The sequence below is a fragment of the Staphylococcus sp. MSU001 genome, from assembly GCF_052976705.1.
The window spans coordinates 32,947-45,680 of record NZ_JBRIKK010000002.1 but is presented as its reverse complement, the minus strand read 5'-3'; the positions used below and the strand labels follow the sequence as shown (position 1 = coordinate 45,680).

Annotated in this window: 11 protein-coding genes; 1 reads left to right on the top strand and 10 read right to left on the bottom strand. The window is 34.4% G+C overall.

All coding sequences use genetic code 11. The features are described from left to right. Nucleotides 1-2: 2 nt before the first annotated feature. From ACVBFA_RS01455 to brnQ, 8 genes are all read right to left on the bottom strand, one after another. Nucleotides 3-962 (bottom strand): osmoprotectant ABC transporter substrate-binding protein, encoded by a 960-nt coding sequence (locus ACVBFA_RS01455; RefSeq protein ID WP_126122588.1) that lies wholly within the window; start codon nucleotides 960-962, stop codon nucleotides 3-5. A gap of 18 nt (nucleotides 963-980) precedes the next feature. Then, complete coding sequence (locus ACVBFA_RS01450) at nucleotides 981-1,616, bottom strand: ABC transporter permease (protein WP_001830452.1); 636 nt, start codon at nucleotides 1,614-1,616, stop codon at nucleotides 981-983. Then, nucleotides 1,613-2,800 (bottom strand): betaine/proline/choline family ABC transporter ATP-binding protein, encoded by a 1,188-nt coding sequence (locus ACVBFA_RS01445; RefSeq protein WP_001830513.1) that lies wholly within the window; start codon nucleotides 2,798-2,800, stop codon nucleotides 1,613-1,615. The genes ACVBFA_RS01450 and ACVBFA_RS01445 overlap by 4 nt, the downstream gene beginning before the upstream one ends. Nucleotides 2,801-2,934: 134 nt before the next feature. Then, on the bottom strand, nucleotides 2,935-3,423 hold the full coding sequence (locus ACVBFA_RS01440; RefSeq protein ID WP_002487520.1) for a thioesterase family protein: 489 nt from the start codon (nucleotides 3,421-3,423) through the stop codon (nucleotides 2,935-2,937). Further along, nucleotides 3,423-4,388 carry a 3-hydroxyacyl-CoA dehydrogenase NAD-binding domain-containing protein gene (locus tag ACVBFA_RS01435; protein WP_126122590.1) on the bottom strand — a complete coding sequence of 322 codons (966 nt, stop codon included), beginning with the start codon at nucleotides 4,386-4,388 and terminating at the stop codon, nucleotides 3,423-3,425. Before ACVBFA_RS01435 ends, ACVBFA_RS01440 begins: the two co-directional genes overlap by 1 nt. Next, the gene (locus ACVBFA_RS01430) at nucleotides 4,388-5,281 is read right to left on the bottom strand and encodes a BKACE family enzyme (RefSeq protein WP_002494032.1); all 894 of its coding nucleotides are present in this window, start codon (nucleotides 5,279-5,281) and stop codon (nucleotides 4,388-4,390) included. The genes ACVBFA_RS01435 and ACVBFA_RS01430 overlap by 1 nt, the downstream gene beginning before the upstream one ends. Nucleotides 5,282-5,418: 137 nt before the next feature. Beyond that, entirely contained in the window at nucleotides 5,419-5,958 is a 540-nt protein-coding gene (locus ACVBFA_RS01425; RefSeq protein ID WP_046044202.1) for a TetR/AcrR family transcriptional regulator, read from the bottom strand. A gap of 466 nt (nucleotides 5,959-6,424) precedes the next feature. Next, nucleotides 6,425-7,786 (bottom strand): branched-chain amino acid transport system II carrier protein, encoded by a 1,362-nt coding sequence (brnQ, locus tag ACVBFA_RS01420; RefSeq protein WP_002446862.1) that lies wholly within the window; start codon nucleotides 7,784-7,786, stop codon nucleotides 6,425-6,427. A gap of 347 nt (nucleotides 7,787-8,133) precedes the next feature. Here brnQ and ACVBFA_RS01415 point away from each other — a divergent pair, with 347 nt between their 5' ends. After that, nucleotides 8,134-9,351: an ArgE/DapE family deacylase gene (locus tag ACVBFA_RS01415; RefSeq protein ID WP_002458109.1), complete on the top strand. Its 1,218-nt coding sequence runs from the start codon at nucleotides 8,134-8,136 to the stop codon at nucleotides 9,349-9,351. Between the two features lie 142 nt (nucleotides 9,352-9,493). Here ACVBFA_RS01415 and pflA read toward each other — a convergent pair whose 3' ends face one another. Together pflA and pflB are read right to left on the bottom strand one after the other, a co-directional pair. Continuing rightward, nucleotides 9,494-10,249, bottom strand: coding sequence for a pyruvate formate-lyase-activating protein (pflA, locus tag ACVBFA_RS01410; RefSeq protein ID WP_002446860.1), 756 nt, complete (start codon nucleotides 10,247-10,249; stop codon nucleotides 9,494-9,496). Nucleotides 10,250-10,270: 21 nt separating this feature from the next. Next, nucleotides 10,271-12,517, bottom strand: a complete 2,247-nt coding sequence (gene pflB, locus ACVBFA_RS01405; protein ID WP_001830559.1) for a formate C-acetyltransferase — start codon at nucleotides 12,515-12,517, stop codon at nucleotides 10,271-10,273. Nucleotides 12,518-12,734 lie beyond the last annotated feature (217 nt).

The window sequence follows — 12,734 nt, the reverse complement described above, 5'->3', positions numbered from 1 at the left end:
GTTTATTGACCACCTTTCTGTTTATGTTTTTTATTGTCATCGTCTTCAAAATAATGATGTTTTTTCAAGAAGTCCTCTGCAACTGTTGCAGGCTCTTTCCCTTTACCATCAGCTTGATAATTTAATTCTTGCATTTGTTCTGTTGATATCTTACCTTCTAATTTTTTAACAATCGGTTTGAGCTCTGGCTTCTCTTTTAACAATTGATCTGATGCAAGTGGACTAGCATCGTATGGTGGGAAGAATCGACGATCATCTTTCAACACTTTTAAATCATATGCTGAAATACGTCCATCTGTAGAATAACCTACGGCAACGTCTAATTTGCCAGAACTAAGTGCATCGTAAACCAGACCAATTTGCATAGGTCTTACCGTACCGAAACTATAGCCATATTCTTTTTTAAATGCTGGATAACCGTCACCTTTACGGTCCATCCATGAACTATCCATACCTACTCTTAAATCTTTAGCATGCTTTTCTAAGTCTGAAACAGTTTCTAAATGATATTTCTTAGCTGTCTCTTTTGTTACTATCAATGCATATGTGTTTTCAAAACCATATGAATTGAAGAAGGTTTGATTGTATTTCTTTTTAAACCCTTCTTGAGTCGCTTTCATGGCCTTTTTAGGATCTTTAATCGGATCTTCTTTCAACGCCCCTGTTAAGTCAGTGCCTGTATAACGCGTACCTGACATATTAGCTTGGCCACTTGTGACAGCATTATGTTGAATCGTACTTGAACCTAAATTATTAATTAAGGTAGGTTTAATTTCACCTTTTGTATCATGTTCAATAAGTAATCTCAGCATGTGCGATATAATTTGTGATTCACTTGTTCCTAAACTTGTGATTCTAACATCGTCATCTGAATGACTATTTTTTAAACCGGGTAAGTTACATCCAGATAACACTGTTAGACATAATACTAAAACAATTAGATATTTTTTATAATTCTTCATATTATCCTCCTTCAATGATTATCTGGAAACTTTTAATCCTTTAGGTACAACCCATTTTTCAATCAGTGATAAAACATAATCTACAATAAGTGCAATAGCAGTGACAAGAATAGTTGCAGTAATAATCATACTCGGTTCAAATAGCGCTAATCCGTTAAAGATAAAATCACCTAAACCACCAGCACCAACATAACTTGCCAATGTTGCCCAACTAATAACGTAGACAGAAGACAGTCTAATTCCACTAAGTATTAATGGTAATGCGAGTGGCAACTCCACATCTTTCATCAATTGAAAATTAGTCATTCCCATACTACGTCCTGCTTCTCTAAGGTTGGAATCTATATTTTGAATGCCTATAATCGTATTATTTAAAATTGGTAATAATACATATAAAAATAACGCTATAATTGCAGGTGTTTTTCCTACACCAAATAATGGAATCATTAAAGCTAATACCGCTAATGTAGGTATCGTTTGTAAAACGCCAGCTATCGTCAATGACACTTTCGAAAGCTTTTCCTTTTTAGATAATAAAATGCCTAAAGGAACCGCTACGATCATTGCAATAACCAATGCCACTATCGATATGTACAAATGTTCGAATGTCTTTGCAAATAACATACCACTATGTTCCGAAATAAACTTTATCATGGTGTCTCAACTCCTGTGGATTCGGGTTCAACAATCCCAGAATGATTATCATTGTTATCCGATTCTAACTCTCCCCAGATACTGTCATAAACAATGTCTACAAGGTTAGCTCGAGTGACAAGGCCTAATAATGTTTTATTATCACTGTCAACAACGGGTACATTACGTACATTACGTTTAAGAATTGTACGAACAGAATCTTGTAACTTACTATCAATACGTACTCTATAAATATCTCGTTGCATCGTATCTATAAGTTCTTTATGATGTCTTAATCCTTCGTTAATATCTTCAATATCTAAATAACCCAATAAATGCTCATCATTGCCGACAACAAATATCGTATCGACTCTTTTCTCTCTCATAATATTCACCGCATCATTAAGAGAACGGTCAACATGTACTGTCACGGGTTTAATCATCGCATCTTTAACTGTACGGATATTAGGTCTATCTTGAATTAAGCGATTCTGACCAATAAAGTCTTTAACGAAATCATTCGCTGGACTACGTAAAATATTATCTGGCGTGTCATATTGAACCACCTGTCCATTTGTCATAATACATATTTTATCTGCAAGTTTGATTGCTTCATCCATATCATGTGTAACAAAAATGAATGTCTTTCCTAATTGTTGTTGTAATTTTTTGACTAAGTCTTGTAATGTATCTCTTGTGATTGGATCGAGTGCACCAAACGGTTCATCCATTAAAATAATATCTTGTTCAGCTGCGAGTGCTCTTACAACACCAATACGTTGTTGTTGACCACCTGATAATTCTGAAGGATATCGATCTAAATATTCTTCTGGTAAATCTACTAAGCGTATAAGTTCTTTCGCTTTCTCATCCTTTTTCTCTTGTGACCATTTTAATAACTTTGGTACGAGAACAATATTCTCTTTCACTGTCATATGTGGCATTAAGCCGATTTGTTGTATGACATAACCGATACTGCGACGAAGCTCAACCGGATTAAGCTCTTTGATATTTTTACCGTCAATGGTAATTTCTCCCTCTGTAGATTCAATCATACGATTAATCATTCTAAGGGCAGTTGTTTTACCGCTACCACTTGTCCCAATAAATGCAATAAAGTCTCCTGATTCAATGTCTATGGTCATATTATCTACAGCTTTTTTACCACCTGCATAGACCTTTGATAAGTTTTTAATACTTAACATATGTCCATTCCTTTCTATAGGTAATTCAATTTGTTAAAAAATAAGGACTCATTGTGATGTTATACAAAGTAAACTAAGTAAGAACAAGGCACAAAAGAGTCCTTAAATCATATTCATCTAAATTCTAAGTTGTATTACTCTTTGCTTTTTGGCTTTTTCTTGATGCCGATACGATGACCTATATATTGAGATGTCGTCTCCACATTTTCTATATTATAATAGCGTTCGATGTTATTCAAAATGTCGTTCGGAAATGCTGAAGGTCTTCCTGAAGTCGTATCAATGCCCATCAGCATCACTTCATATGTTGCACATAAATCATCATCTGCATTAAACATTTCCATTAGGACATGTAATCGTTTGCTATCATAATCGTGAAGATGTACTTTAACAATGACATCTTCATTTTCTTTCATTTCATTAAGAAACATGACATGATTTTCTAAGGTGAATACGGTATATTGATAAGATTGAATGGCATCAATAGTTAAGCCTAAATGACCTAACCAATCATCTGTTGTATCACTGAAAATTCGGTTATACATTGCATCATTTAGGTGCCCGTTATGGTCTACCCAATCACGATGCACTTTTGTGTGAAACACATACTGTTGATTCATCATTATAACTCCGCTGCTCCGTTAGACTTTTTCATCGCTTTACTATCACTTGGCCAATATTGTTCGGCTAATTCTTTCACTTTAATTAGAAATTCGTTTCTTTTTTGATCAAGTTCAGACATTGTATATCCTTGAGAAGATGCTTCACTACCATTTACTACTTTATGATATAAGTCATCTGTCAGTTCGGGCGCGATGAGTTTTGTCCAAGGTTTTTTTAAAGCTGGCCCAAATTGTTTTAACATATGACGCATACCACCTTCACCACCTGCCAAGTGGAACGTCATAAATGGACCATATTGTGCATAACGTAAACCTGCTGCATGAGTAAACGCCTTATCAACTTCCTCTGTTGTTGCAATACCATCATTAACTATGTGCAATGATTCACGCCATAATGCTTCCATAAGACGATCTGCAATATGTCCTTCTATTTCATGACGCACATGTAAAACATCCATACCAATACTTTCATAAATCTGTTCGGCTTTAACTGTGGTTTCTTCAGATGTTTGCTTACCTGGCACAATTTCGACTAATGGCAATATATATACCGGGTGAAATGGATGGGCAACAACTAATCGTTCAGGATGTGATAAGTTAGTTTGTAATTCTGAAGGCATAATTCCTGATGTACTTGAACCAATTGTTGCTTCAGGTTGCGCATAAAAATCAATCTCTTTTAATACAGCGTCTTTAATTTCTTCTACTTCTGGTACATTTTCTTGAATATGATCCGCATCTTTGACCGCTTCTTCTAAATGTGGTGTAAATGTTAAGTTTTGAATTGATGCATTTTCAGCAAGGCCCATTTGCTCTGCGTAAGGCCAATTTTGTTTAACTTGTGTCAACATGCGTTCATATGCACCTTCACTTGGATCAGTAGCAATCACTTCATGACCATGCGCAAGCATTCTAGTAATCCATCCACTACCAATTACACCTGTTCCAACAACTGCGAATTTCATTATTTGTCTCCTTTACCATGAGGATTTCTAAGATTAAATTTTTCTCTTGCTTCAGCAGGTGTAAGTGGCTCAATGTCGAGCTCTGCTAAAATTCTTTTTGCCTCTTCTACCAATGCTTCATTCGTTGCTTTTACACCTTTTCTTAAATAAATATTATCTTCTAATCCAACACGAACATTTCCTCCACGTTGCGCAACTTCTCTTACAGTTGGGAGTTGCATCTTACCAATGCCAAATGCTGACCAATGTGCATTTTCTGGTATACGTGATTTAAGATATTCTATTGTTTCAGGATCATTTTCTGCACCCCAAGGAATACCTAAACAAAATTGGAACATAGGGTCTCCATCAATTAATCCTTCTTCTATCATTTGTTTGGCAAAACTCACATGACCTGTATCAAAACATTCAAGCTCAGGCTTGACTCCCGCATCTTTAACCATTTGTGCTTGTTTACGTAACCACGATGCAGGGCTTAAGTATATTGCATCTCCCATATTGACACTGCCACAATCTAATGTACACATTTCTGGTAATAAGTCACCAATAGGTTTAAAACGTTCTTCTGGTGTTTGAATCCAAGTTCCTTCTCCACCTGTCTCTGGATGTTCTAGACTTGGAATGAAGTCTCCACCGCCACCAGATGTCACATTAATGACGATATCTTCATCAGCTTCTCTGATTAATCTAACTGTTTCAGCATACAGTTCTGGATCATGACTTACTCCTCCAGTTTCAGGATCTCTTACATGAATATGTGCGACAGTTGCTCCTGCTCGTGCACATTTAATTGCTGAATCTGCAAGTTCTTGTGGTGTAACTGGTACGTTCTCATTTTTTTGTATTGTATCTCCAGCGCCAGTAATAGCTGCTGTTAAAACAACTTTTTGCATCATTAACACCTCTAAAAGTTTTATTTTTTATGACATTGATTACTATACCAACTAGTCGGTTTAGTTTCAACTGACTTTACACAAAAAAGAACAGCGCGATGTACGAGACATCACCCTGCTCTATGGATATAGCTTATTTAATTTTTTTCTATTTGCATCTTTAAACGTTTAATAACTTTCTCTCTCATTTCTTCATCTATAGCACTAATTCCGAATATTTCCGACAACCATAAACCATCGACAGCTAAACGAATAATGGTAGCATCTACCTCATCTAACCCGTCGTGTGTAATTTGATATTGCCATTCTTGATATGAGGTCTTTAATGGTGATAATAAACTTCTATTAGTCCCTTGCGCCGCTAGCATTCCAGAAGTAATAGGCGCATTATCCGTACGATGTGCTCTTGTCGCTTCTATAAATGCGTTGAGCCATTGCCCTTTTTTGTTCTTTTCATTACCGATATGTTGGTTCACGTTATCTCTGTACAAATTATTGGCATAGTTAACCAGCTCTTTGATGAGTTCATCTTTACTTTTAAAATGATAAAATAAACCACCTTTACTTATTCCAGCCCTTTGAGCTACAGCATCCAACGTGAGATAATCAGCACCTTTTTCATTAATAATAGCTGCGGCCGATTCTAATATTAATTGTCTTTTGGAAGTTCTAGGCATTTCGTCACCTTCTTTATCGAATTCTAAATAATATATAATTGTATTTATTTAACACTTTTTCAACACCCATACTTATCGAGTGTATTTATTTTATAAACAACTTTTCTTAAATTCAACTTTATTAACATGAATTGTATTTATTAATAACGATTTACTTATTACTATATGTCACAAACATATAAAAAGTAAACTTATCATATAATATATGTTCCTCTGTCAACGTCGGTTAATTATGAAAAAATATTAAGTAGCTCCATTCCGTTGCTTAATACTTTTTTATTCACTTATAAAAATCCAAAAAAAGAGAGAGCGATTTCGCCCTCTCTTTTTTGTGTAGTAGTACTATTAAATTTTATCTCACTAACAATTAATATACTTATTAATAAAATGATGTATTTAAAAATTATAATAATCTTGAAATATAATTATTAAGAAATTCGCAGTTATATCATTTATTAACTCAGCCTTATTGTACGTGGGACGATTTTTTAGCAGTCATAAAGTATACAATAATACCAATAATGAAACCAATAAGTGCTGGAACAATCCATCCCATACCAATGTTAAAGAATGGGAGATAATTTTCACCAAATCCAATGATTGTTTGTGCAAATTTTGTATTAACAAAGAACTCTGGACTTGCTTTCACACCATCTACAAATGCCGCCACCATTGTAAATAATGTTGTAAATCGATAGACAATTTTAGAATGTTTAAATAATGGACTAAGTAATGCTAATAAAATTAAAGTAATCGCTAAAGGATAAATGAACATCAACACTGGTGTTGAATACATAATAATTTTTGTTAAACCTACATTAGCAAATATACAAGCTAATATACTCACCCCAGTAGCTAACCAAAGATAGTTAGATTTAGGGAATAACTCTGTAAATGTTTCCGAAAAGGCTGTGATCAATCCTATTGCTGTTTTCAGACATGCCACAATGATGATTAGTGACAAAATAATAATTCCGTAATCCCCTAAATAATGTTGTGCAATCTGAGCAAGCGCAATACCACCATTTTCACTTACTTTAAAACGACCTAAACTCATCGTACCCATTAAAGCTAATAAAGTATAAATAACGCCCATAGCTATAATACTAATCGTACCTGATTTTAAAGTTTCTTTAGCGATTGTATTCGGATTAGTAATCCCCAACTTTTTAATTGTAGTAACAATGATAATACCAAATGCTAATGATGCCAAAGCGTCTAATGTATTATATCCATCGATAAACCCTTTGAGTAACACGCTATTGCTATAATCAGCACTTACTGGCGCATGACTAATTCCACCCATAGGACGGATAAATGCAAGCACAACAACAATTCCAAGCAAGATGAGAAAGACCGGATTTAAGAATTTTCCAATATAGTCTAATATTTTAGAAGGTTTACGCGAAAATAACCACGCTACTCCGAAGAATAAAATACTAAAAATAGGCAACAACGCTTGGGCCGTACCAGATGAAATAAATGGTGAAAATGCTATTTCAAATGACGTCGTCGCAAGTCTTGGCAACGCAAAAAACGGACCTATAACAAGATACAAGCCAATTGTGAACAAATAACCATATATTTTACTTATCCTTGAGGAAATTTCAAAGACCCCGTTTGTTTTAGATACACCTATCGCTATAATTCCTAAAAAAGGTAGTCCGATAGCCGTGATAAGAAATCCTAAATTGGCGGTCCATACATTTGCCCCCGCAGTTTGGCCTAAGTGAATTGGAAAAATGAGATTTCCAGCACCAAAAAATAGACCAAACAGCATTGAGCCGATAAATAGATTCTCTTTTAATGTTAATTTATTTTTCATCATTAATTATGTATCTCCTAATAATATGTATTATTAGCTATTATACATGATTTTAACCGTCTGCGTGGCACGAAGTTATATTTATATATATGTATTATTACATCTTAATCTCATCGCTTTTCATTTTATAACACGATTCAAACTATAAATAATGAAAAATTTTTAATATTGCTATACATTGTTGTTTTTTATAATAAATGTTAAGTCAATATTTATTTTTTATTAAAAATCCATTTATTTTGACATATAATTTTTAATAAATAAAAGTTTTTGATAATATTAAGTGTACAAGGATTTTTATTTTTTATTAAAAAGTAAAAATCATTACTAAAAATGAGGAGGACTGTGAAATGACTGTATTGAGTGAGCAAGACAAAATAAGATTATTAGCTGATATCGTCAAGATTCAAACTGAGAATGATCATGAAATTGAAGTATGTGAGTACTTAAAAGACCTGTTAAGTCAATATGATATTGATTCTAAGATTGTTAAAGTTAATGATTCACGCGCTAATTTAGTTGCTGAAATTGGTAGTGGCGCTCCAGTCTTAGCAATCAGTGGACACATGGATGTTGTAGATGCTGGTGACCATGATGATTGGACTTTTCCTCCATTTGAACTCACAGATAAAGATGGCAAGTTATTCGGCAGAGGTACCACTGACATGAAAGGTGGTCTTATGGCGATGGTCATCGCGATGATTGAATTAAAACAATCAAACGCATTAAAGCAAGGTACGATACGTTTATTAGCTACTACAGGAGAAGAGACGGAACAATATGGTGCACAATTACTAGCTGATGAAGGTTACTTAGATGATGTGAGTGGTTTAATTATTGGCGAACCAACTAGTAATATCGCTTACTATGCTCATAAAGGTTCTATGAGTTGTGTAGTCACAGCGAAAGGTAAGGCTGCACATAGTTCTATGCCACACCTAGGTACAAATGCTGTTGATATTTTAGTTGATTTTGTAAATGAAATGAAACAAGAATATAAAAATATTAAAGAACATGATAAAGTACACGAGTTAGACGCTGTTCCAATGATTGAGAAACATCTCCACAGAAAAATTGGTGAAGAAGAATCACATATCTACTCTGGATTTGTAATGTTAAACTCTGTATTCAATGGTGGTAAACAAGTTAATTCTGTTCCTCATAAAGCGACAGCTAAATATAATGTAAGAACTGTTCCAGAATATGACAGCACTTTCGTGAAGGATTTATTTGAAAAAGTCATTCGTCATGTGGGTGAAGATTATTTAACTGTAGATATACCTAGCAGTCACGATCCAGTGGCAAGTGATCGTGATAATCCTCTTATTCAAAATATTACACGTATTGCACCGAATTATGTACATGAAGACATTGTTGTGAGTGCATTGATTGGTACAACTGATGCATCTAGTTTCCTAGGAACAAATGAAAATAACGTGGATTTTGCTGTCTTTGGACCTGGAGAATCTATTATGGCGCATCAAGTTGATGAATTTATTAGAAAAGATATGTATTTAAGTTACATTGATGTTTATAAAGATGTATTTAAAGCATATCTAGAAAAATAAACTATTTAAACTTATGAATCATATTTTTATTAAATAAAGTTAATTGAGATATATTTTAAACTCAGTTTATCGACTGATTAAACATAAAGAAGCCTGAGACAACGATTGATGTCTCAGGCTACTACTATATATATTTATCTTTCTATAATGTTACAGGTATTTTGCCATTAAAGTTAACATAACGATAAGCTTCTTTAACCGCTTCATCGTCAGGCGGTTCAACATTTTCGAGTTGATAAGGAATGCCTAAATTTTTCCACTTATGCACACCGAGTTGATGATATGGTAAGATTTCAAACTTTTCAACGTTATCTAAAGAATTAATAAATTCTCCTAGTTTTATCAAATCTTCTTTATCATCCGAAATACCAGGTACTAAAACATGTCTAATCCAAACAGGTTGTTTCATATCAGATAATTTACGTGCAAACTTTAAAATATGTGTGTTAGGTTTGCCTGTTAATTTGATGTGCTTATCATTATCAATATGTTTAATATCTAATAAGATTAAATCTGTATGCTTTTGCAATTCATCAAAATGACGATTAAATGCTGGTGTATCATTCACACATCCCGCAGAAGTATCAATGCATGTGTGAACACCATTCGCTTTTAATTCCTTGAATAATTGCTCCAAGAAAGGCATTTGTAGTAATGGTTCGCCACCACTGACTGTTACCCCACCACCTGAAGCTTCAAAGTAAGGTTTGTACGGTAAGATTTCATTTACCATTTCATCAACCGTCACTTCTCTTGATGGTTCGTTAATCTTCCAAGTGTCTGGATTATGACAATATAAACATCTTAACAAACAACCTTGAGTAAATAATATATATCTAAGTCCTGGCCCGTCGACAGTGCCCATACTTTCAACGGAGTGTAAGTGTCCTTTAAGCATTTTGCTCCCACCTTAAATTTATTACATAGATTCGTGGAATGTACGTGAAATAACATCTAATTGTTGTTCACGTGTTAATTTAATGAAGTTTACAGCGTATCCAGATACACGAATCGTTAATTGTGGATACTCTTCTGGGTGTTCCATTGCATCAATTAATGTTTCTCTATTAAATACGTTAATATTGAGGTGATGACCATGTTGCATTGCATAACCATCTAACATACTAGTTAAGTTTTTATTTTGATCTGCTTCTTCTTTACCTAGTGATTTCGGTACGATACTAAATGTATTTGAGATACCATCTTTACAGCAATCGTATGGTATTTTAGCTACTGAACTTAGTGAAGATAATGCACCTTTTTGGTCACGACCATGCATTGGGTTTGCGCCAGGTGCAAATGGTTCGCCAGCTTTACGTCCATCTGGTGTGTTACCAGTTTTCTTACCATAAACAACGTTTGAAGTAATTGTTAATACACTCATTGTGTGTTCAGAATTACGGTATGTTTTATGGCTACGTAATTTAGTCATGAAACGTTCAACTAAATCTACTGCAATTTCATCAACACGACTGTCATTATTACCATATTTAGGGAAGTCGCCTTCGATTTCAAAGTCAGTTACAAGACCTTCTTCGTTACGGATAGGTTTAACTTGTGCATATTTAATCGCTGATAAAGAGTCAGCTGCTACAGACAATCCAGCGATACCAGTTGCCATTGTGCGAATAATTTCTGTATCATGTAAAGCCATTTCAAGACGTTCATAGCTATATTTATCATGCATATAGTGAATGATATTTAATGAGTTGATGTATACGCCAGCTAACCAGTCCATCATTTTTTCATATCTTTCGAAGACTTCATCATAATCTAGTACGTCTGATTTAATACCTTCATAACTAGGCCCAACTTGTTTACCAGATTTTTCATCTTTACCACCATTGATAGCGTAAAGTAATGCTTTAGCTAAGTTAGCACGTGCACCGAAGAATTGCATTTGTTTACCAATCTTCATGGCAGATACACAGCAAGCGATACCATAATCATCGCCATAGCTTTCACGCATTAAGTCATCATTTTCATATTGGATTGAGCTCGTTTTAATACTCATTTTAGCACAATAGATTTTGAAGTTTTCAGGTAAGCGAGTAGACCATAACACTGTTAAGTTTGGTTCTGGTGCTGGACCTAAATTATCTAATGAGTGTAAGAAACGGAATGAGTTTTTAGTTACCATTGGACGTCCGTCAATACCTACACCACCGATAGATTCAGTTACCCAAGTTGGATCTCCAGAGAATAATTCATTATATTCAGGCGTACGCGCGAATTTAACGATACGCAATTTCATAATGAAGTGGTCAATGATTTCTTGAACTTCTTGTTCAGTGATGTCACCATTTTGTAAATCACGTTCAGCATAAATATCTAAGAATGTTGAAGTACGTCCTAAACTCATTGCTGCACCATTTTGTTCTTTGATAGCAGCTAAATATGCTAAGTATAACCATTGCACAGCTTCTTTGAAGTTAGTAGCAGGACGGCTAATATCAAATCCATATTTTTGACCTAATTCTTTTAAATCTTGAAGTGAACGATATTGCTCTGATAATTCTTCACGTAAACGAATTACATCTTCAGACATTTCAGTAGACATTGTGTTAAAGTCTTTAAGTTTTTGTTCCATTAAGAAGTCTACACCGTATAAAGCAACACGACGATAGTCTCCGATAATACGTCCACGTCCGTATGCATCTGGTAAACCAGTAATAATACCAGCTTTACGACAATTTAACATTTCTCTTGAATATGCATCGAATACACCTTGGTTGTGTGTTTTACGATATTCAGTGAAGATTTTTTCTGTTTCTGGATCTAATTCGTAACCGTACGCTTCACATGCTGCTTTTGCCATACGAATACCACCGAATGGTTGCATAGAACGTTTGAATGGTTTTTCAGTTTGAACACCAACAACTTTTTCTAAATCTTTGTCTAAGTAACCAGCGTCATGAGAAGTGATTGTCGATGCCACTTTAGTATCCATGTCCCACATGCCACCGCGCTCACGTTCTTCTTTTGATAATTGCATTACTTGATCCCATAAAGTTTCAGTTGCTTTTGTAGGACCTTCTAAAAATTCATCGTCACCTTCATATAATGAATAGTTCAATTGTATGAATTCTCTCACGTCTATATTTTTATTCCAACGACCTGTTTTAAATCCTTGCCAAGCATTAGTATGATTATTTGTTTCTAACATACTCTCCGCCTCCATTTCGTATTGTTAACGTTTTCAACGACAGTATACCATGAATTATGTGATTAATTTCACATAATTTGTGGCATATTTTCTACTAAAGTTTGTATAAATTACGAACCTGTGACAGAAGTTATAACAGTTTGTGAATAAATTATCCTGTTACATAACAGTTTTCTGAAAAATTCCTTCTATAATGAAACCTCATAGCAAGAAAAAT

Bases quoted from the DNA above. Each gene is read 5' to 3' on its own strand.
- ACVBFA_RS01450 (WP_001830452.1), bottom strand. From the start codon at position 1,616: ATGATAAAGTTTATTTCGGAACATAGTGGTATGTTATTTGCAAAGACA.
- pflB (WP_001830559.1), bottom strand. From the start codon at position 12,517: ATGTTAGAAACAAATAATCATACTAATGCTTGGCAAGGATTTAAAACA.
- ACVBFA_RS01440 (WP_002487520.1), bottom strand. From the start codon at position 3,423: ATGATGAATCAACAGTATGTGTTTCACACAAAAGTGCATCGTGATTGG.
- ACVBFA_RS01425 (WP_046044202.1), bottom strand. From the start codon at position 5,958: ATGCCTAGAACTTCCAAAAGACAATTAATATTAGAATCGGCCGCAGCT.
- ACVBFA_RS01455 (WP_126122588.1), bottom strand. From the start codon at position 962: ATGAAGAATTATAAAAAATATCTAATTGTTTTAGTATTATGTCTAACA.
- ACVBFA_RS01430 (WP_002494032.1), bottom strand. From the start codon at position 5,281: ATGCAAAAAGTTGTTTTAACAGCAGCTATTACTGGCGCTGGAGATACA.
- ACVBFA_RS01435 (WP_126122590.1), bottom strand. From the start codon at position 4,388: ATGAAATTCGCAGTTGTTGGAACAGGTGTAATTGGTAGTGGATGGATT.
- ACVBFA_RS01415 (WP_002458109.1), top strand. From the start codon at position 8,134: ATGACTGTATTGAGTGAGCAAGACAAAATAAGATTATTAGCTGATATC.
- brnQ (WP_002446862.1), bottom strand. From the start codon at position 7,786: ATGATGAAAAATAAATTAACATTAAAAGAGAATCTATTTATCGGCTCA.
- pflA (WP_002446860.1), bottom strand. From the start codon at position 10,249: ATGCTTAAAGGACACTTACACTCCGTTGAAAGTATGGGCACTGTCGAC.
- ACVBFA_RS01445 (WP_001830513.1), bottom strand. From the start codon at position 2,800: ATGTTAAGTATTAAAAACTTATCAAAGGTCTATGCAGGTGGTAAAAAA.